Origin of the sequence: Stenotrophomonas sp. SbOxS2, assembly GCF_013416715.1 — a bacterium.
Classification (GTDB): Bacteria; Pseudomonadota; Gammaproteobacteria; order Xanthomonadales; family Xanthomonadaceae; genus Stenotrophomonas; species Stenotrophomonas lactitubi.
On the sequence record NZ_JAAVXD010000007.1, the window covers coordinates 806,432 to 826,833 of the forward strand.

The 20,402-nt window shown below is 66.3% G+C and carries 18 protein-coding genes; 5 read left to right on the forward strand and 13 right to left on the reverse strand.

Going from position 1 to position 20,402, the window contains the following annotated elements:
• Positions 1-58: 58 nt before the first annotated feature.
• Positions 59-2,785 (reverse strand): TonB-dependent receptor, encoded by a 2,727-nt coding sequence (locus tag HFK18_RS18290; RefSeq protein WP_180167344.1) that lies wholly within the window; start codon positions 2,783-2,785, stop codon positions 59-61.
• A 219-nt stretch (positions 2,786-3,004) separates the two neighbouring features.
• On the opposite strand from HFK18_RS18290, the gene HFK18_RS18295 reads away from it, so the two are divergent.
• The gene (locus tag HFK18_RS18295) at positions 3,005-3,610 is read left to right on the forward strand and encodes a GNAT family protein (RefSeq protein WP_180167345.1); all 606 of its coding nucleotides are present in this window, start codon (positions 3,005-3,007) and stop codon (positions 3,608-3,610) included.
• On the opposite strand, the gene HFK18_RS18300 is transcribed toward HFK18_RS18295, so the two are convergent.
• Positions 3,607-4,371, reverse strand: coding sequence for a CDP-diacylglycerol diphosphatase (locus HFK18_RS18300; RefSeq protein WP_180167346.1), 765 nt, complete (start codon positions 4,369-4,371; stop codon positions 3,607-3,609). The genes HFK18_RS18295 and HFK18_RS18300 overlap by 4 nt on opposite strands.
• A 78-nt stretch (positions 4,372-4,449) precedes the next feature.
• Positions 4,450-5,112, reverse strand: a complete 663-nt coding sequence (locus HFK18_RS18305; protein ID WP_180167347.1) for a decarboxylase — start codon at positions 5,110-5,112, stop codon at positions 4,450-4,452.
• Positions 5,113-5,280: 168 nt separating this feature from the next.
• On the opposite strand from HFK18_RS18305, the gene HFK18_RS18310 reads away from it, so the two are divergent.
• Positions 5,281-5,574 carry a hypothetical protein gene (locus HFK18_RS18310; protein WP_025878511.1) on the forward strand — a complete coding sequence of 98 codons (294 nt, stop codon included), beginning with the start codon at positions 5,281-5,283 and terminating at the stop codon, positions 5,572-5,574.
• Between the two features lie 49 nt (positions 5,575-5,623).
• On the opposite strand, the gene HFK18_RS18315 is transcribed toward HFK18_RS18310, so the two are convergent.
• The 7 genes from HFK18_RS18315 to HFK18_RS18345 all read right to left on the reverse strand — a co-directional run bounded on the left by HFK18_RS18315 (position 5,624) and on the right by HFK18_RS18345 (position 13,420).
• Positions 5,624-6,496, reverse strand: a complete 873-nt coding sequence (locus tag HFK18_RS18315) for a hypothetical protein (RefSeq protein WP_180167348.1) — start codon at positions 6,494-6,496, stop codon at positions 5,624-5,626.
• A 67-nt stretch (positions 6,497-6,563) separates the two neighbouring features.
• Positions 6,564-8,270 carry a D-lactate dehydrogenase gene (gene dld, locus HFK18_RS18320; RefSeq protein WP_180167349.1) on the reverse strand — a complete coding sequence of 569 codons (1,707 nt, stop codon included), beginning with the start codon at positions 8,268-8,270 and terminating at the stop codon, positions 6,564-6,566.
• Positions 8,267-9,406, reverse strand: coding sequence for an FMN-dependent L-lactate dehydrogenase LldD (gene lldD / locus HFK18_RS18325; protein WP_100552785.1), 1,140 nt, complete (start codon positions 9,404-9,406; stop codon positions 8,267-8,269). The genes dld and lldD overlap by 4 nt, the downstream gene beginning before the upstream one ends.
• A 4-nt stretch (positions 9,407-9,410) precedes the next feature.
• The gene (lldR, locus tag HFK18_RS18330) at positions 9,411-10,175 is read right to left on the reverse strand and encodes a transcriptional regulator LldR (protein ID WP_180167350.1); all 765 of its coding nucleotides are present in this window, start codon (positions 10,173-10,175) and stop codon (positions 9,411-9,413) included.
• A gap of 52 nt (positions 10,176-10,227) precedes the next feature.
• On the reverse strand, positions 10,228-11,886 hold the full coding sequence (lldP, locus tag HFK18_RS18335) for an L-lactate permease (protein ID WP_180167351.1): 1,659 nt from the start codon (positions 11,884-11,886) through the stop codon (positions 10,228-10,230).
• 178 nt (positions 11,887-12,064) lie between these two features.
• Positions 12,065-12,514 (reverse strand): MgtC/SapB family protein, encoded by a 450-nt coding sequence (locus HFK18_RS18340; RefSeq protein ID WP_100460309.1) that lies wholly within the window; start codon positions 12,512-12,514, stop codon positions 12,065-12,067.
• 147 nt (positions 12,515-12,661) lie between these two features.
• Complete coding sequence (locus HFK18_RS18345) at positions 12,662-13,420, reverse strand: SDR family NAD(P)-dependent oxidoreductase (RefSeq protein ID WP_180167352.1); 759 nt, start codon at positions 13,418-13,420, stop codon at positions 12,662-12,664.
• Between the two features lie 389 nt (positions 13,421-13,809).
• On the opposite strand from HFK18_RS18345, the gene HFK18_RS18350 reads away from it, so the two are divergent.
• Complete coding sequence (locus HFK18_RS18350; RefSeq protein WP_180167353.1) at positions 13,810-14,763, forward strand: AraC family transcriptional regulator; 954 nt, start codon at positions 13,810-13,812, stop codon at positions 14,761-14,763.
• Positions 14,764-14,911: 148 nt separating this feature from the next.
• Positions 14,912-15,376: an SMI1/KNR4 family protein gene (locus HFK18_RS18355; RefSeq protein WP_180167354.1), complete on the forward strand. Its 465-nt coding sequence runs from the start codon at positions 14,912-14,914 to the stop codon at positions 15,374-15,376.
• Positions 15,377-15,494: 118 nt separating this feature from the next.
• On the opposite strand, the gene HFK18_RS18360 is transcribed toward HFK18_RS18355, so the two are convergent.
• From HFK18_RS18360 to HFK18_RS18370, 3 genes are all read right to left on the reverse strand, one after another.
• The gene (locus HFK18_RS18360; RefSeq protein ID WP_180167355.1) at positions 15,495-17,405 is read right to left on the reverse strand and encodes a CocE/NonD family hydrolase; all 1,911 of its coding nucleotides are present in this window, start codon (positions 17,403-17,405) and stop codon (positions 15,495-15,497) included.
• A gap of 202 nt (positions 17,406-17,607) precedes the next feature.
• Positions 17,608-17,994, reverse strand: coding sequence for a DUF4440 domain-containing protein (locus tag HFK18_RS18365; protein ID WP_180167356.1), 387 nt, complete (start codon positions 17,992-17,994; stop codon positions 17,608-17,610).
• Positions 17,994-19,352, reverse strand: a complete 1,359-nt coding sequence (locus HFK18_RS18370) for an MFS transporter (protein ID WP_180167357.1) — start codon at positions 19,350-19,352, stop codon at positions 17,994-17,996. Before HFK18_RS18370 ends, HFK18_RS18365 begins: the two co-directional genes overlap by 1 nt.
• Positions 19,353-19,457: 105 nt before the next feature.
• Here HFK18_RS18370 and HFK18_RS18375 point away from each other — a divergent pair, with 105 nt between their 5' ends.
• Positions 19,458-20,363, forward strand: a complete 906-nt coding sequence (locus tag HFK18_RS18375) for a LysR family transcriptional regulator (RefSeq protein WP_180167358.1) — start codon at positions 19,458-19,460, stop codon at positions 20,361-20,363.
• Positions 20,364-20,402: the final 39 nt, after the last annotated feature.

A 20,402-nucleotide genomic window follows, 5' to 3' on the forward strand; every position in this document is an offset into this window, starting at 1 on the left:
GCAATGAGCTGAATAGAGAAAGGCCCGGCAATGCCGGGCCTTTCGTTTTGCGTTTCGATCAACGGAACCGGTAATCCAGCTCCACCCAGAACTGGCGGCCGTACGGGTCGTAGTTGCCGACCGGATAGAACGGCCAGCCACCGCCATTCCTGTCCGCCGGCGGCCGGCTGTCGCGCAGGTTGTTGACGATCACACCCAGTGTCAGGTTTTCGCCGAACTGGCGGAACACACTGGCGTTGTAGGTCATGTACGGCGCGATGCGGCCACTGCCATCGCTCTTGGGCAACGAGCCATAACGGTTGCCATAGATCGTCGCGGTCCAGTCGCCCTGGTTCCAGGTGATGCTGCCATTGGCCTTGCTGCGCCACTGCCAGTCATCCAGCGAATTGCGGATGTCGCGCACTTCGTCATCGGCAAACTGCTTGTACTCGTGCTCCAGCACCAGGGTGTAGGCCAGACGCGTGGTGAAGCGGCCATAGCGGCCCGCATCGAAGCGCCAGTTTCCCTTCAGGTCGACGCCACGCACCGATTCCGATGCCGCATTGATCGGATTGATCAACACGCGGGTCACCTGGTCCGGCTGCACGGTGGCAGTGGAGGGATTGCGGATCACCCGCGACAGCGCGTCCTGGCACAGCGGCGAACCGATGTCGCGCGCCTCGCCACCGAGGGTGCGGCCCAGCCGGCAGTCGGCCTCATCGCGCAGGATGCGGCTGGTGTCGAGGCTGGTCACCTCGTTGTCGATGCGGATGTCGTAGTAGTCGGCGCTGAAATCCAGCCCGGACAGCGGCGACCAGACCACGCCGAAGCCATACGATTTGGCCGACTCCGGCTGCAGCTGCGGATTGGCGCGGTTGCTGTAGTCGATCGACAGGCCGTTGTAGTCGCAGTTGTCATACGACTGGCCGGCGGTGCGGCAGCGCCAGTAGTCGGTCATGCCCGGGTTGTAGCCACGGGTCTCGGTGGCAAACACATAATTCATGTCCGGCGCACGGAAGCTGGTGGCGGCGGTGCCGCGGATCAGCAGGCTTTCGATCGGACGGAATTCGACACCGAAGCTCCACGTCGCCTTGCCGAGATGCTCGCCACCGGCGCGGTACTGGTCGTAGCGACCTGCCAGGGTGGTGGTCAGCGACTGCAGCAACGGCAGCTGCAGTTCAACACCGGCCGCATAGCGGTCACGTTCGCCACCGGCACCGATGCCGGCGCTGGTGTTCCAGAATTCACCGGTGCCCAGGCGCGGGTCCGGACGATTGCGGTAGCCCTGGCTGCCCGCTTCAACCACTGCGGCCAACGCGGCATCGCCACCCGGCAATGCGAACAGGCGACCGTTGACCGTCGCGCTGAAGGTCTGCAGCCACGCCGCGTTGCGGCTTTCCTGGTAGTCGGACAGGCGACCGTACTCATCGGGCGTCAGCGGCCGGAACAGGCGCGAGGGATCCGGCGCATAGACCTCAACGCCGTTTCGCACACCGAGCTGCGGACCGAGCAGGTACTCGTTGATACCGGCCAGCAGCACCGGCCGGCGCGTGCGGTTCTCGTAGCGCGAGCGGCTGTAGACCGCTTCGTAGTCCCAGCCGCTGTCACCGAACTGGCCACGCGCACCGACATTGAACGACCACGAGTTTTCCAGGAAGCGATTGGCGTTGCGTGGCAGGCCGCCGATTTCCTCTGGCGCAAAGCGGCGGTACCAGCTCTCCAGGTTGCCCGTGTTCTGGTTGTAGAAGTAGTTGCGTGACGAGGTCCAGGTGGGCGCGCGCGTGTTGTTGTGGATCCGCGCGCTGCCCACGGCGACATCGGCGAACAGGTCGGTGCTGTCGTTGACGTGGAAGGTCAGCAGGCCGTAACCGTTGAGGTTGCGCTTCTCGGTCTGCACGGTCCAGTAGCTGGCGGCGGCCTCGTTGCTGCCGCAGTACCATCCCTGGCGCGGATTGTTGGTGCGCAGCACGCTGCCACCGTAGATGGCCGAAGCGGCATCGCAGCCGGCCGCGCCGGGATCGATGTTGCGACCGGTAGCGGCGTTGCGACGATAGGCGACGGCCGTCGGCTGCGGCGCCTTTCCGGTGGGATCATCGTCCAGCGAATCCATGAAGTCGCGCTGCCGCGCATGGATCGCCTTGCGCACGTCCAGTTCGAAGCCGAACAGGCCTTCCCAGCGATCGCCCGAGCTGCCGCCCACCACCTGCACGCGCTGGTTGTCACCACCACCCTGCTGGGTGCCGCCGGCACGCACGTTGACGTCCACGCCGTCGAAACGGTCCTTGAGGATGATGTTGACCACGCCGGCGATCGCATCGGAGCCGTACACCGCTGATGCGCCTGCGGCCAGCACCTCGATGCGCTCGATCAACGCACTGGGGATGTTGGCCAGGTTGACCACGTTCACCGAGCCCTCGTAGGCCAGCGGATAGTCGGCCTGGCGGCGGCCATTGACCAGCACCAGCGTGCGGTTCGGGCCCAGGCCACGCAGGTTGATGGTATTCGCCGCCGGGGTGAAAGTATTGCCGAAGTCTTCGCCCTGCACGTTACCGGTGTTTTCAGTGAGCGCGCTCAACGCATCGAAGGCGTTGCGGTAGCCCTGCGCATCGATCTGCTCGCGGCTGATCACCGTGACCGGTGACGGCCCCTCGACGCTGGCACGCGGGATGCGCGAGCCGGTGACCTTCACTTCCTGCAATGAGGTGGGTGCGCTTTCCTGCGCGAAGGCCGGCAACGAGGCCAGCATCAGGGACGACAAGGCAAGCACCAGCGGACGCGGGCGCAGCGCCAGGGAAGAGGCGGACATGGGCTTCCTGGGGGAGTTGGGCGGGTGGTCCGGGACGCTGGCGACGGTGCGCGCATAACGATCCCGTAACGAAAGTGTCCTGAACGGATGGTTGCAACGGAAATGACCAGGCCTGATGGCCTTATGCCTGAACCGAATCAGACCGCAGGCGTCGGCAACACCGCGTTTGCAACTTCTTTCATTGCTCCAGTTCGCCCAGGTGCGGCATCGTCCCACCCCATGAACCGGTATTTCCCTGCTTCCCTGCCACCGCTGCGACCGGTGCTGCGCCGCCATCTCCTGCGGCTCCAGCACGGGCCCGTCGTACTGCGCCCCCTGCAGCGTTCAGACCTTTCCGCCTGGCGTCACTACCATCAGCAGGTCGAACGCAGCAGCAACCTGCCTGGCCATTTCGATGCCGAAGCCCACTTCCTCTGCGGTGTGCAGCGTTCGCAGCTGCAACACGACAACGATCATCTGCTGCTGGGCAGCTTCGATGCAGTGGGTGAGCTGCTGGACCAGCTGAATCTGCGCCTGCATTGCGCGCATGCGCGCAGCGTCGAACTGCGCTGGCTGCATGCAGCAGGCTGCCCCCGGCAACGGCAGCTGCACGCTTCGTTGCAGGCGCTGTGCACGTTCCTGTTCGAACAGGTAGGAATCCGTCGCTTGTTCGTGCTGCTGCCGCCCGATGCAGGCAGCGAACTGGTCGCTACCCTGCAGGTGCTCGGCTTCGAGCGCGAAGGCCTGCTGCGCGACCACCACCTGGATGCCGAAGGCTGGCAGGACCGCCAGCTGTACGCCCTGACTGCCCCCGTCTGGCTGCAGCGGCAGCCAACGGAAAACTAGCGCACCCGCTCCAGCGAAGCATCCGCACCGGTCAACACGCTGCAGGCATGGTCCTGCAGCTCCTCGGCGCTGGCATCGTTGCCGCTGTCCGGGTCCAGCTGCGTGGCCAGCAGGATGAAACCGGGCGCGCCTTGCACGTCCTCGTGCCCCGCCACCAGCAGACTCCATTGGCCAACCTTGTCCACGCCGCTCAGGCCATAGGCCAGCAGGTTGAGCGGATTGGCAGTCAGCGCTTCGCCGGGCAGCAGCCGCGCCTGGTACTGATGGCCGCGCAACAGCACCGGAAGTGGTGCCCACTGCGTGCCGAGGGTCGCGCGATTGTCTTCCAACGCCTGCAGAACGTCAGCGCGCAGGCAGTCGACGTGGATGTGCAGCTGGTGCTGCGAACGACCATGCGGCGAATTCAATGCCAGGCTGGCGACGCTGCGCGGCAGCGGCTGGCCCAGCGCCTGTTCGGTGCGCGTGCGGGCCTGCCAGGCAGCGGCGAAGTAATTGGGTGCGCCACGCCGGTACAGCGCGGGGCTTTCGATGCCGCTGACCTTGTCCAGCGGCATCAGCAGGAACTGATAGTGGCCGTGCGCATCCTTGACCAGCACATCGCGGTGGTCGACAGCCGGGCGCACCTGCAGGCAATCGCCGCGTGGCGACTGTGCGCCCTGGCAATCACGCTCGATCAGGCGCCACAGCGCATCCGAATGTGCCGGCGGCGGCGCGGGGGGCACGCTGGCACAACCGGCCAGCAACATCAGGGGCAGCAGCATAAATCGCACGGCAACAACTCGCGGGATCAGGCGCGACAGGCAGCGCCGCGCGCCATTCTAGCCAGTGAGATGTGGCAATCAGTAGGTGCCGAACGGCACTTCAACCACGACCGGTGCACCCGTAGGCAGCAACTGCAGGGTATAGCGGTCCAGTGCGCCATCATCATCGGCCAGCGGCTGGCGATGGAACTGCAGGCGATAATGGGCCTCGCCCAGGCGCACCTCGCTGCCGTCGGCGGCCAGCGCGGCGGCGTCGGGCAGCAGCAGCCCACCCAGATCGCTGTAGGCACCGGCAACATCGGCGAAACCATAGTCGGCCAGTTCATCCACCCGCTGCATCGCATAGACATGCGGCAGGTACGGGCGCGCCGGACTGCGGCCGTTGCTCAGATCGGTCACACCGGCCTGCGGCAGGTGGTACTGCTCGCGAAGCGCGGCAACGCCCAGCGACTCGCTGGCCACCTGCAGGCAGCACACCGCGCGCTTGCCTTCACGGTCGAGGACCACGAAGCGATCACCCCGGGTGGCGGCCTGCGGCAGCATCGCGAACGCCAGGTTGCGCTGCGCCGGCTGGTAACCAGCTTCGGTCTGCAGGTTGCGCCAGCCACCAAACACCGGTGTTTCCGCAGCGGGTGCTGCGCTCGGCTCGGCAGCCACGGCCACCACTGTCATGCAAAGCAGGGACAGCACTGCCAGCGCCTTCACTGTGTTCTGCCTGCCACGCAAACTGCCTGCCGTCATACCCGATCCAACACCTGCACCGGACTGGCCCGGTCTGCCCGCCGGCACGCTGCCGGCAACGCCGGCCACTATGCAGTGCGGCGGCCGCGCGGGCAATGACCCGAACGCTGCCGGGTTTCGCGCGGTCAGTGCTATCGTGCCGCCAATCCCCTGCGCAGGAGCGCCCGCATGACCATCCGCCTGACTCTGTTGCTGCCCGCCTCGGCCCTGTTGCTGTCGGCCTGTGTCAGCACTCCCGGCCCGGAGGTCAAGGGCAGTGGCCGCTGCGATGCCAGCCAGCTGGGCTGGGCCATCGGCCAGCCGGCCAACGAGCCGAACATCCGCCGCCTGTCCAGCGAAAGCGGCGCCGGCATGGTCAATCCCATCGGTCCGGCCACCATCACCACCAAGGACATCCGCCAGGACCGCCTGCGCGTGTTCGTGGACAAGGACAACATCATCACCGCCACCCGCTGCGAGTAAACGCGCCAGCGTCGTCGCGTGGAGCCGGGCACCTGCCCGGCTCCATGGTTCAAGGCTCGGTGTAGCCCGAGCACTCCGGCAGTGGCTGATCCGGCTGGTAAGCCCCTGAGGTGAAGCGGAAGGTACGCGTGTAGCTGCATTCCGCGTCCTGTTCGGTGCGCAGATCCTTCTTCTTCAACTTTCCTTTGGCCAGCGGGTCCCGCTGCGGCGATACCCCGGCCGGATAGTTGCTGGCCTCGGTGCGGTAGCGCAGTACGGGCATGCCCTGCCCTTCGCTCGCCAGCGCAAGTTCCGCCTCGAAACTGTACTCGTCGTGGCAGGCACCGGCGCGCTGATCGAAATCGCGCTCGCTGAAGCACGCCCGGATCATCTTGTTGGCCGACCACGCAACGGACAGCACGTCGGCGTCCACCTGGACGCCATCATCGAGATGACGGATGCGCGCCAGTTGCAGGGTCGATGCGCTGGCACCGCCACCGGAATACATCGCGCGGGCCTCCAGCAGGCCGCCGACGAGCACGTTCTGCAGTGTCGCCTGTTGCGGATCGGCCACGGCCGGGCCTGCACCCGCGCCGGGGGCCAGGCGCACGATGAAGGGCCAGACCCGCAGGTCACCATCGTCAACCACATCGATGGGCACGTGGCGCATCCGTGGTTCGGCTGCACCACCCGCACGCTCGGCGACTTCCAGCGCTGCCGGCTGGTCTTCGCCCGTTGCAGGCAACGCCCGCACGCACCACTGGCCATCGGCAGTGCAGTAGCGCTGGGGGTCGTCCGCTCCCTGCTCGCCCTGCAGCAACAGCGCTTCCAGCCGGTTGCCCGCGGCATCGTGTTGAACGGGCGCGACGTCCGCCGCTGCCGGCAGCGACGATGCCAGCAGCAGGGCGGACAGCACGGCGTAAGCAATACGCGTGGAATTCATGATCATCCTGTGCGCGCCGGCACGTCCTTGCGAGGGGCCGATGGTAGCGCAGGCGCCGCGTCGCGGCTCAGTGCCCGTCGCAGTCGCAGCCACCCCACCCTTTCGCCTTCGACGTCTGGCCGATGCCGGGGTTGAAGGTATTGCTCGGGTCCAGCGTGCGGTAGAAGCCGGCCAGCGCCGGCTTGGCCGGATACAGGTGGCCGACGTTGTGCTCGGCCGGGTACTCAGCACCGCGCTGGTCCAGCAACGCCCACATCGCATGCTCGATGGCCATCGGGTCTTCACCCTTGCGCGCGATGTAGTCCTGGTGGAAGACGTGGCACAGGAAGTGGCCGTAGTACAGCTTGTGCAGCAGGCGGCCATCGATATCAGCCGGCAACTGCTCGAACCAGTCGGCGTCATCGCGGCGCAGCGCGATGTCCAGCGCGACGATGTCCTGCACCTGTTCGCGGTGCACTTCGCGGTAGCGCACCGCTGCACCGGCCACGGCGAAGCGATGCAGGAACGCCTTGCGTCCTTCGTCGGCCGTGCAGTGGAAGTAACCGCCTTCATGGCCGTTGAAGAAGCTGCGCAGCCACGCTTCGGTGGCGGCCGCATCCTGTGCGGAAACCTTCAGCAGAAGATGATGTTCATAACGCTGGCGGAACTCGCCCATGCGCTTGGGCAGGTGCGAAGGCAGCAGACCGGTCAGCGTCTGCATCACCCTGTCGGTCACGCCACGCAGGCCAAGCCGTTCGAACCAGCCATCGACCCGGCTCTTCAGCGCGAACGCGGCCGGCACGCGTGCGGTGCCGAGCTTGTCGATCAGCAGGAAACTGTCCTTGCCGTAACGCTCACCGATGTCATAGGCATCGCGGTGGATGTACTCGCCGGCGATCGGCAGGCGCTCGAAGCCGGTCAGCAGCTGGCGGCGGATCGCGGTCAGGCTGTCGGTGCGGTTGCTGCCGATGTAGAAGACCTCGGCGGCCTCCTTCTCGAACGTATCCAGGCGCACGGCGAACACGGCCAGCTTGCCCGCCGATCCGGCCGCCTCGAAATGGCGGCTGGGGTCGGCATTGAAGCGTGCCGGAGTATCGGCATCGACCTTGCGTACTTCCTCGGCGTAACGCGGATCGGAGGCGGCGCGGCCATCACCGTTGCTGACATCTGCAGTGCTGTAGTCGCCGTCCTGCAGACGCTGCAGGATCTGCTCGGGCGTATCGCCCAGCGCGATGCCCAGATGGTTGACCAGCTGCAGTTCGCCCCGCGCGTCAACCTGTGCATACAGCGCCAGCTCGGTATAGGCAGGGCCACGGCGCACCAGTGCGCCACCGGAGTTGTTGCAGATGCCGCCCAGCACCGAGGCGCCGATGCACGACGAGCCGATCACCGAGTGCGGCTCGCGGCCCAGCGGCGCCAGCGTCTGCTCCAGCCGGTCCAGCGTCGCGCCGGGAAGGCACAGTACCTGCCGCCCCTCGTTCAACAGCTGGATGCCGGTCAGGCGTAGCGTGCTGATCAGCACGATCGGCCGGCCGTAGTCGTCACCATCCGGGGTGGAACCGCCGGTCAGGCCGGTATTTGCTGCCTGCAGGATGATCGCCGCGCCGCCCTGCACCGCCGCCTGCAGCACCTGCCACAGCTGCAGCAGCGTACCCGGGCGCACCACGGCCAGTACCGGGCCGTCGCCGAAGCGATAGCCGCGACGGAAGCGGCGGGTGGCCTTGTCGCCGGTCAGTACGTGGCGGCCCCCCACCGCGGCACGCAACTGCGCCAGCACCGTGTTGCGATCACTCATGGCAGGCGCACCAGCGAATCACGGCCGATATCGGCGATGCGGTGCGCACCGGTCAGTGTCATCGCCACGCGCATTTCCTTGGCGATCAGGTCCAGCAGGTTGGCCACGCCGGCCTCGCCCTGTGCGGCAAGCGCGTAGACGAAGGCGCGCCCCAGCAGCACGGTATCGGCGCCCAGCGCCAGCATGCGCACCACGTCCAGCCCGGTGCGGATACCCGAATCGGCGAGGATCTTCAGGTCGCCCTGCACCGCATCGGCGATGGCAGGCAAGGCACGTGCGGTGGACAGCACACCATCCAGCTGGCGGCCGCCATGGTTGGAGACCACGATGCCATCGGCGCCGAAGGCGACCGCGTCACGCGCATCGTCCGGGTCGAGGATGCCCTTGATCACCATCGGGCCCTTCCAGAACTCGCGGATCCACTCCAGGTCCTTCCACGAAATGGACGGATCGAAGTTGCTGCCCAGCCAGCCGATGTAGTCCTCCAGGCCCGTTGGGTTGCCACGGTAGGTGGAAATGTTGCCGAGGTCATGCGGGCGTCCGCGCAGGCCCACGTCCCACGCCCAGCGCGGATGGGTGATGGCCTGGCCGATCCGGCGCATTGCAGCATTCGGACCACTCATGCCCGAGTGTGCGTCACGATAGCGCGCGCCCGGCACCGGCATGTCGACGGTGAACACCAGGGTGGTCACACCCGCCGCCTGCGCGCGCTCCAGCGCATTGCGCATGAAACCGCGATCGCGCAGCACGTACAGCTGGAACCACATCGGGCGCTGGATCGCCGGCGCGACTTCTTCGATCGGGCACACCGACACCGTGGACAACGTGAACGGAATGCCGCGACTGTCGGCTGCGCGCGCCGCCTGCACTTCACCGCGACGTGCATACATGCCGGTCAGGCCGACCGGGGCCAGCGCCACCGGCATCGCCAGCTTCTCGCCGAACAGCTCGGTTTCCAGGCTCAGGTCGGACATGTTGCGCAGGATGCGCTGGCGCAGCGCAATGTCGGACAGGTCGGACACGTTGCGCTTCAGCGTGTGCTCGGCATACGCACCGCCATCGATGTAGTGGAACAGGAACGGCGGCAACCGACGCTCGGCTGCTGCACGGTAATCGGTGGAGGCGGAAATGATCATGGGGTCAACCGTGTGGGGAAGGCAGGCGCGAGGCCCGCGCACGCCGGGCTTCGTTGTCATCAAGGGTGCGCAGCGTGGTGTGCACGAACTCGAGGTGGGCATGTGCGGCGGCGCGCGCGCGTTCGGGGTCGCCGGCCAGCACCGCATCCATCATCTCGCGGTGCTGGTCGGACAACGGAGAGAAGGTCCTGGCCGAGGTGTACAGCTTTTCCCGGCTCTGCGAGATGTTGGTCTGCAGCAGTTCGAACAGACCACGCATCACCTGCAGCAGCACCAGGTTGTGCGACGCCTCGGCGATGGACAGGTGGAAGGCCGCGTCGGCCTCGGCTTCGCCAGTGGGGTCGTCCTTGCCATGCGCGTCCATCATGGTCTGGAACGCCTGGGCGATGCGCGCACGGTCTTCGTCGGTGGCGCGCAGCGCCGCGTGCCAGGCCGTGGCGCCTTCCAGCGCGTGGCGGATTTCCAGCACGTCGAAGCGGTATTCCGGGTCGCCCTGGAACAGCGGCAGGTATGGCACCAGGGGTTCATCCAGTGCCTGCCGTGCCCGTGCGGCGGGCTCGCTCACATAGGTGCCACCACCCACGCGCGCGGTCAGCAGACCGTGGCTGGCCAACTGTGCAATGGCCTCGCGCAGCGCGGTCCGCGAAACCCCCAGCTGCACCGCCAGCGTGCGCTCGGCCGGCAGCCTGTCGCCCGGCTGCAGCTGCCGTTCCTGCACCAGCGCACGCAGCTGCGCGGCCACCTTGTCCGAAACCCGTTGTGTGCTCATGGCGCCATTGTGGCCCGAAGCACGCCGCTGTTGGTCGGCCGGCGCTGCATGCTCAGGGAATCATCCAGGTCAGCCAGTAGGCCTGGGCCAGGGTGATCAGGCCGACCATCGTGGTGAAGATCAGGCTGTGCTTGACGGTGAAGCGGAACAGGTCCGACTCTTTGCCAGCAAGGCCCACCGCTGCACAGGCAATGGCAATGGACTGCGGCGAGATCATCTTGCCGGTGACGCCGCCGGTGGTGTTGGCTGCCACCAGCAGCACGTCGGACACGCCGATCTGCTGCGCGGTGGTCGCCTGCAGCGCCGAGAACAGCGCATTGGACGAGGTATCCGAACCGGTCAGGAACACGCCCAGCCAGCCCAGGAACGGCGAGAAGAACGGGAACGCCTTGCCGGTGTGCGCCAGTGCCAGCGCCAACGTGGCCGACAGGCCCGAATAGTTGGCGATGAAGGCGAACGCCAGCACCATGCCGATCGAGAAGATCGGCATGCGCAGTTCGCGCACGGTTTCACCGAAGGTCTGCAGCGCCGACCGCGCCGGCATGCGCAGGGCGATGATCGCGATCACCGCGGCGAGGATGATCGAGGTACCGGTGGCCGAGAACCAGTCGAACTTGTACACCGCCTCATAGCTCAGCGGCGCATCGACGATCGGCGGCATCTTCTGCACCATCTGGTCCAGGCCCGGCACCGGGATCTTCAGCACCCAGCCTTCAAGCGGGCCACCGGCTGCGAACAACGACTTGAACGGCTTGATGCTCCACACAGTGACCATCGCGGTGAGGATCAGGAACGGCGACCACGCCTTGGCGATCTGGCCAACGCTGTGGCGCGGTGCTTCCAGTGCCTGTGCCGCCGCCTCGGCGCTGGTTTCGGTATCGAAGCGGAAGATCCGTACCGGCTTCCAGCGGCGCAGGAACAGGGTCAGGCAGACCAGCGACGCCAGCGAAGCGGTGATGTCCGGCAGTTCCGGGCCGATGAAGTTGGAGGTCAGGTACTGGGCAATGGCGAACGAACCGCCAGCCACCAGCACCGCCGGCCAGGTTTCCTTGATGCCGCGCCAGCTATCCATGATCGCCATGATCCAGAACAGCACGATGATGGTCAGGAACGGCAGCTGGCGGCCCGCCATCTGGCCGATCTCGAAGGCGTCCAGGCCAGTCACCTGCCCTGCCACGATGATCGGAATGCCCATCGCACCGAACGCCACTGGCGCGGTGTTGACGATCAGGCACAGGCCGGCCGCATACAGTGGCTTGAAGCCCAGCCCGACCAGCAGCGCGGCGGTAATCGCCACCGGCGCACCGAACCCGGCCGCGCCTTCCAGGAAGGCACCGAAGGCGAAGCCGACCATCAGCATCTGCAACCGCTGGTCTTCGGTAACCGACAGGATCGAGGCGCGGATGATGTCGAACTGGCCGGTCTTGACCGAGACCTTGTACAGGAACACCGCGCCGATGATGATCCAGGCAATCGGCCACAGGCCATAGACGAAGCCGAAGCCTGCCGCGCCCAGCGCCTGCGCCACCGGCATGCGATAGAACAGCAGTGCCACGCCAAGTGCGATGGCCACGGTGATGGTGCCGGCGATCCAGCCCTTCATGCGCAGCACGGCCAGGGCAACGAAGAAGAAGGCGATCGGCAGCAGCGCGATCAGGCTCGACAACCACAGGTTGCCAGCGGGGTCGTACACGTGTTGCCAGGGCTGCATGAGGGCTCTCGACAGGAACAGGAGGTTCCCCACCGGGTGGGGGCGTCGTGCCCGTCACCATTGGTCGTACCGATTTGACCAGTGAACGGACCACAGGCGCGAATTGAACCGCCAATCCTGCGAAGAGCCTATTAGACCATAGGGCTATACGGAACTATTGGTCGTACCATTTGTTTCTCTACAGCTTCTTCTCCACCCGCCGGATCAGTGCGAGCACCAGCACGCACAGCACGCTGACGCCGAGCGCGATCACGTACTTGCCGATACCCACGGCAATGCCGATGGCCGCCGCCATGATCAAAGAGCTGGCCGTGGTGAGCCCGCTGACCTGGTCCTCGCGATTGCCACGCAGGATGGTGCCCGCGGCGACGAAACCGACGCAGGCCACCACCGCTTCGATCAAGCGCACCGGGTCGACCTGCAGCAGATCGCGGTAGCGCTCCTGCTGGAAGTGTTCGGCCACCGAGTCACCGAGCCCGACGATCAGCGCAGCGGCACCGGCAATCAGCATGTGCGTGCGCAGGCCGGCAGCATGCTTGCCCATCTCGCGCTCGACGCCCAGCACGCCGCCAAAGACCATGGCGGCGGCCACGCGCAGCAGAATGGACATGTCCTGGGTGAGTTCCATGGAGAGGCTCCGGTAGTTTCCCGGAGCGTTGCGCGGCGGCCGTGGGATGGGGGTGAAGGCGATGGCACGCCCTCTTCACCGCACGGATTCATCCAGGAATGGCGTCGACCGGTTGATCACCGCCATGCGTACCCCGGTTGCAACCGGTTACTGCGCCAGATAGCCACCATCGATGGCGTAGTACGCGCCCGTCGCGAACGAAGCATCGTCGCTGGCCAGCCAGGCCACCAGCGCGGCCACTTCCTGCGGCGTTCCCAAGCGCTTGAGCGCATGCCGCCCTTCCAGCGTTGCGCGCACCTTGGCGTCCATCTTTTCCAGCAACGGCGTGTTGATGAAGCCCGGGCCCACCGCATTGATGCGGATGCCATCGGCGGCGTGCTCCCATGCGGCCGTCTGGGTCAGGCCGACCACGCCGTGCTTGGCCGCCGCGTAGGCGGTCGAGCCGGCATAACCGACCTGGCCCAGGATGGAGGCCATGTTGATGATGCTGCCGCCGCTGCCCGCCGTACGCATCGTCTGGATCTGCGCCCGCTGGCACAGGAACACGCTGGTCAGGTTCACATCCACCACGCGTTTCCAACCATCGATCGGGTAGTCGCCACTGCTGGCCGCTGGCCCGCCGATGCCCGCATTGTTCACTGCGATGTGCACGCCGCCCAGTTCCTTCACCGTGCGCTGCACCGCCGCTTCCACCGCAGCCTCGTCGGTGACATCCAGCGCGATGCCGATGGCCTCGGCACCCTGGCTGCGCAGCGCGTCTACTGTTGCATCCACCGCTTCCTGCTTCAGGTCCCATACCGAAATACGCGCAGCCGATGCAGCGAGCGTCTCCGCTACCGCCAGGCCGATACCGGAAACACCGCCGGTCACGATCGCGGTTTTTCCGTTGAGCTGGTAATCAATCATCTGTGGTCTCCATCAGGGATAAATCGATACGGACACATTCGTCCGAATCAACAGTACGCCTTTGTCTGTGACGAATGCGCTGCCCCGCGTCTCCCCTGCACAGGTTTCTTTCCAGCGAATGTCCTTCGTACAGCCCGCGTTCGGCATTGGCATGCGGTCGCGCACGGATCGATCACCGTACGCACACGCATTGCAACGCAACCGGCAACTTGGCCGTAATTGCAAATCGATTGACCCACTCGATATCGCATTCGGGCTGGGGATCGAGAAAATGACAGGTAGCTAATTCCAACTCTGAAAGCGCAGGACCGATCCGCGCTGCAGGTGCACGATGGAACGTGCGGGCACATCGTCGCCGGCACCCGTCTTTTATTGTTGAGCGCCGAGCGATGTCCCGATACTTCACGTTTGCCGATTTCCGCCGCTTTGGCCAGCGCCATGGCTATGACTACCGCGCCGATCCCCGCCACCTGCGCGAAGAACAGTGGGCCGGCCACGGTGACCTGCACGAGCAGACCCTGCGCGGCGGCATGAGCCTGATCGCGTCCGACGTGCACAATCGCTTCGCTTACACCGCCACCGCGCATGAGCGGCCGGGCCTGGTCATCCGGCTGATGCTGCAGGGCCAGGTCGATGTGCAGGTCCCGCAGCGCAGTGGCTTTACCCTGCGCGCCGGCACGGCGGTCAGCACCAGCCACCGCGACCATATGGCGACGGTGGGCATGCATCCCGGCAACACGCGCCTGCGCGGCGTCAGCCTGCTGGTGCCAGCCGACATGGACCCGGATGTGTTCCAGCAACCACAGTTGCAACAGGCACTGCGTGCGCCGCTGGAATGCCGCCACTGGGCCATCCCGCACGCGATGCTGCCGACCCTCGCGCAGTTGTTCGAAAGCCCTTGGCAGGACGATCTGGATGCACTCTGGCGCGAAGGTGTGGCGCTGCAGCTGCTGACCGTGGGCCTGCAGGCCGATGATCTGCAGGTTGAAGGCGCACGCATGCTGCGCAGCGGACAGCGCAGCCGGCTGGAACGCGTGCGGGCTTTCCTGCACGACGAGCCCGGTCACGCGCACAGCCTGGTCGAGCTGGCCCAGCTGGCCTGCATGAGCCCCAGCGCGCTGCGCCGGCACTTCGTCCAGGTGTATGGCTGCTCGGTATTCGACTACCTGCACGAACAGCGCATGCGTTACGCCGAGCAGGGCCTTCGTGAATCCGGCTGGAGCGTGGAGCGGGCGGCGGCGGAAACCGGCTATCGTCATCCCAGCAACTTCGCCGCCGCATTCCGCAAGCGCTTCGGGCTGGTGCCCAGCCGCTGGCGCACCGGCCCTTCGAAGGTCGGCTGAAGCCCATCTGCTCTGGCAGGTGTCGACCTCGGTCGACACTCGCTGAAAACGATCGCATTTCCGGTACATCTCTGCGCATGTCGTGCATGCCCCTTGCCGCCAAAGATGGACCGCGCAACCGTAGCAAGGATGACTACAGGGAATCCACGTGGGCAACCGGAATCGACCACACACGCCAGACTTCATCCGAAGCATTCAAAGCCCATGGCTGCCTGAGGCCGGCGCGCCTACGGACGGCCTGCGCAGCCTGCGGGAACATTGGGCCGAGGCAGCGATTCCCGCGGACTTCATGCAGCTCCTGCACTGGTCAAACGGCGGGCGCTGCCTGTTCCCTCACGTTTATGTCGACCTATGGTCCATCGCCAGCATCATCGAGCTCAACGACAGCTACCAGGTCCGTCGTTACCTTGGCGACTCCCTGATGGGCATTGGAACGGACGGTGGATCGGCACTCATCGCGCTCGATCTCAGCCCGTCCAATCGCGGACAGATAGTCTCATTCGACCTGGGCAATCTGGATATCAGCCAAGGCAAACTCATCGCCAGATCCATTGCCGAACTTTTTCGTATGTTCGACAGCGGGCTGCTGACCAGCAACAGCCTTTACCCTTGAGCGTGAGAATGCCGGCCAGCGGCCGGCACTACCACGCGCCGCCGGGCATGGCGCGGCGCTACCGACACACGCGCCCCCCGGGTAACACCGGGCATGGCCCGGCGTCATCCCCTCCGCCTCAATACACCGGCAGCTCGATGTAGCTGGCCTGCGCGGCGCTGTGCCACACCCGCTGTGTGGCCTTCTGGTAGTCACCCGGCTTGGCCAGGTAGATGTTGGGCACGTAGGTCTGCGGGTTGCGGTCGTACAGCGGGAACAGGCTGGACTGCACCTGCACCATCACCCGGTGGCCTTTCTGGAAGGTGTGGTTGGCATTGGGCAGGTCGAAGCGGTACGGCAGCACCTGGTTGGCCGCCAGCGCCTTGGGATCGCTGAAGCTCTCGCGGTAACGACCACGGAAGATCGCCAGTGACACCGGCAGCTCATAGCCACCCATCTCCGGCGTCGACGCCTCCTGGTCCGGATACACGTCGATCAGCTTCACCACCCAGTCGCTGTCGGTGCCACTGGTGGATGCCTGCAGGTTCACCACCGGCGTGCCACCGATGCGCAGGGGTGCGGACAACGGCTCGGTGATGAAGGTCAGCACGTCAGGCCGGCCATCGACGAAGCGCTGGTCCTTGACCAGCCAGGTGGTCCACATGTCACGGTCACCGAAGCGCACCGGCCGCGGCACGAACGGAACCGGCTTGGACGGGTCGGACACGTATTCCTCGAAGTCGCCCTCGCCCGCCGCCGGTGCCTGGAACGCCAGCTTGCCACCGGCACGCAGGTACAGCGGCTTGCTGCTTGCCGCGCACGCCTTCTCGCAGCTGCGCGGCCAGCCCTGCAGGCGGTCCCAGTGGTTTTCACCGGTGTTGTAGACCAGCACCGGTGGCGTATCGGCCTTCGGCGCGCCGTCCACAAGGTACTGATCGAAGAACGGCTTGAGCACATCGCGGCGGAACTGCAGCGCGGTATCGCCGTCGAACTTCAGCGCCCCAAGCTGGCTGCCGTCATAGTTCACCTGGCTGTGCCGCCACGGACCCATCACCAGGTAGTTGTGGGTGTTGCCGGTATCGCGTCCTTCCATCGCCTGATAGGCATGGTTGGCGCCCCACATGTCCTCCTGGTCCCACAGGCCCTGCAGCCACATGGTCGGCACCTTCAACGGCGTCTTCGCCATCACCGCATCCAGCGCCTGGCCCTGCCAGAACGCATCGTATGCCGGGTGCTGCACCAGCTTCTTCCACCAGGTCAGCTGGTCCACGCCGGTGAAGCGTGCGTAGTCGCCGGCCGAGCCGATGCGCAGGAAGGTGCTGTAATCGTCGTAGCCCAGCGACGGCAGTGGCGTGCCCTTGCCGCGCTTCTCGGTCTGCATTGCGAAGTAGTTGAAATTGACCTGGCGGAAGGCGCCGTAGTTGAGCCAGTCGTCGCCCATCCAGCCATCGACCATCGGGCTCTGTGGCGCTGCCACCTTCAGTGCCGGGTGCGGATCGGTCAGTGCCATCACCACGGTGAAGCCTTCATACGATGAACCAAGCATGCCGACCTTGCCGTTGGTTTCCGGCACATGCTTGACCAGCCAATCGATGGTGTCCCACGCATCGGTGGAATGATCGACCTTGGTACCGTTCAGCGGCCCGCGCAGCGGCCGGGTCATCACGTAATCGCCCTCGGAGCCGTACTTGCCACGGATATCCTGGAACACGCGGATGTAGCCGCCATCGACGAACACTTCATCGCCCTGCGGCAGCAGATCGCGCATGCGCGGAGAATCGCTGCGGCTGGCGCGGCCGGCGGCGTCGTACGGTGTGCGGGTCAACAGGATCGGCGCGTTGTGGGCACCCTTGGGCACCACGATCACCGTATACAGCCTGGTGCCATCGCGCATCGGCACCATCACCACGCGCTTGTCGTAGTCGCGGCCCACATCGGGAGCGACGAAGGGTTTTCCGCTGATGTCCGGGGTCATCGGCGGCGTGTCGGCGGCCAGCACGGCGCTGGACAGGCTCAGGGCTACGGCAACAGCAACGGCACGCACACGCATGGACATCACCTCCCGGCAGGAAAGGTTCCAGCCTACTCCCGTAGCCCCCGGCAAAGCGCGTGCCTGCTTTGCATTCTGCGGCGTTTACAGGCAGGACTGATGGCACATGTGCTGGCCGCTGCCGCTGCGCTCGCCGGGCATGGCCCGGCGCTACCCGTTCGCGGACAACCACGGTAGCGCCGGGCCATGCCCGGCGGATTCATCACGCCACCGCTACCTCATGCAACGCCAGCCAGCGCCAGCGCCCGTCTTCCTGCCGCAGCACCGCCAGCGATTCCCGCCATGTGGGTTCGCCCGCGCCTACGGCATGCCCCTCGCGATAGCGCAGCACCGCCAGTGGCATCGGCGCTTCCATCGCCTGCACAGCCTCGATGGCGATCTGCAGCCCAGGTCGTGCACCGTGGCCACCCGCGAACAGCGCCTGCACTGCACTCCGGTCCAACCTGCGTCCGGCAATGCCGACCATGCTGAAGTCCGCGCAGAAATGCGCCATCAGATCGTCCAGTGCATCGGCCGCGATCTCCGCGCGGAACCAGGCCTGCAGCTTGTCGTGCAGAAGGTGGATTTCGTGTTCGGCGGTCATGTCCATCAAGCGGTCTCCGTCGTGGAAAGGGAATGCAGCTGCGCGTGGTGCAGCAGCGCCAGCGGCAACAGGGTGAGTACGGCGGCCAGTCCCAGCGCCACGCCGGTGGCATGCGCCGGCCACCACTGCATGGCCAGGGCCAGCAGCAGGGCGATGGCGGCGGTACCCAGGCAGAAGCTGAGCTGGCGGTTGAGGTTCCACAGCGCACTGGCATCGCCCAGCGCCTCGGCGTCCACACCATGGAACGCCAGCGTCTGCGCGGTGCTGCTGCACAGGCTGCCACCCGCACCCATCAAGGCGAACAGCATGGCGGCCAGCATGAACGGTGGCTGTGATTGCAGCGCCATCAGCAGCAGACCGCTGGCCTGCAGGACCATGCCCAGCCGCAGTACCGTGCCCGGCCCGACGCGCGCCAGCAATCGCCGGCTGCCGGTGATCGCCAGTGCCGAGGCCAGCGCCCACGGCAGCATCAGGGCGCCGATCTGCGCAGCGCTGTAACCGGCGTGGTTCAACTGCAGGGTGCTGGCCAGCTGGCTACCGATGAACACACCCGGCACCGCCAGATAGACCAGCATCGCCATGCGCAGGCCTCGATGGGACAGCAGCGACCAGCGCAGCAGCGGCTGCGGCTGCCGGCGCGCATGGCGTAGATGAGCGACAGCCAGCACTGTCGCCAGCAGCAGCAACCCTGCACCGGCGAAGCGATGGCCGGGCTCACCCAGCCAGGTCAGCGCCAGCAGCAACGCGCCCAGCGCAGACATCGCGGTGGCCAGTGCATAGCCCTGCAGGCGTGGCGCACTGCGCCGGCCATCGGCTGGCATCCACGCCAGTACCAGGGCGATCGCCAGCACCGCCAGCGGCAGGCTGGCCCACAGCACGCCGCGCCAGGACAGCCACTGCACCAGCAGGCCGCCGAGTGCAGGCGCCAGTGCCGGCACCAGCAACGCCACCAGCAGGATGCGCCGGGTCAGCGCACCGCGTTGTTCAGGCGTGCACTGCCGGTACGCCGCCGCCTGCGCCACCGGAATCAACAGGCCACCGGCCAGCCCCTGCAGCAATCGCCAGCCCAGCAGCCAGCCGATGGACGGCGCGGCGCCGGCCAGGCCCGCGGCCACCGCGAACAGCAACAAGGCAACCAGCAGCAGGCGACGCTCACCGCAGCGCGCGGCCAGCCACGGCGCCAGCGGAATCACCACGCTCAGGCCCAGCATGTAGGCGGTGCCCACCCAGGCCAGGGTGCCGATGTCCGCATGCAGCTCGGCCGCCAGCGCCGGGTAGGCCACCGTGGCGATGAACATGTTGACCAGGTCCAGGGCGAACACCAGCAGGAAGATCGCCTCATGGCGCAGGCGGGGGGACGGCATTGGCGGCGCTCCAGCGGGGAAGCGACCAGCATGCCGTCCGGACCTTGTTGGAAAAACACGACAACAGCTGCAACACTGTCAAACCTGCTTTGACAATGAATCGCCATGGTCAGCCTCGATCGCTTCGATATCTTCCGCGCCGTGGTCGAGGCGGGCAGCCTGACCGCCGCTGCCGAGCGCCTGGGCCTGAGCCGCGCGGTGGTCAGCTTCAACCTGAAGCGGTTGGAGCAGGAACTCGGGGTAACCCTGCTGCTGCGCAGCACCCGCCACCTGGCGCTGACCGAGGCCGGCGAACAGTTCCTGCAGCACTGCGTGCAGGCACTGGATGCTGCGCAGGCCGCGATCGATGCCGCACGCCGCGACCAGCATCAGCTGCAGGGCATGCTGCGCCTGACCACCACCCCGGAGTACGCGCAGCTGCGGCTGATTCCGGCACTGGAAGCCTTCCGCACGCAGCATCCAGCGCTGGTTCTGCATCTATCGACCTCGCCGGCACCGGCCGACCTGATTCCCGAACGCTTCGATCTGGCGATCCGTCTCGGCCGCCTGCCGGACTCGGGACTGCATGCCAGCGAGCTGGAGCGGCATCCGTTGTGTGCAGTCGCCGCGCCCGCTTTGCTGGCTCGCCTGCCATCCGCCGATGCTGTCGATGACCCCGTACAGTTAGGCACCCTGCCACGCCTCGGCTATCCGCGCCTGGCCGATGTGCCGGTGGTCGCAGCGGATGGCAGCGATGCCCTGTTCGCCACCAACCCGGGCAACGCGGTGGTACGCGTGGATGGGGCCAGCAGCCTGCGCGCGTTCGCGGTGGCCGGTGCAGGCGTCACCGTGCTGCCACGCTGGCTGATCGAAGACGACCTCGCCCACGACCGCCTGCGGCCCGTTCTGCGCCAGCATCGCTTCCCGCAGCAGAGCGTGTACGCGGTATACCCGCACAGCAGCCAACCCTCGCCGAAGGTGCGGCAGCTGATCGATTTCCTGCGCGTGTGGTTTGGTGACGACGCCGGGTGAATCCCCGCCCGCCGGGCATGCCCCTCGAGCGCAGCCGCA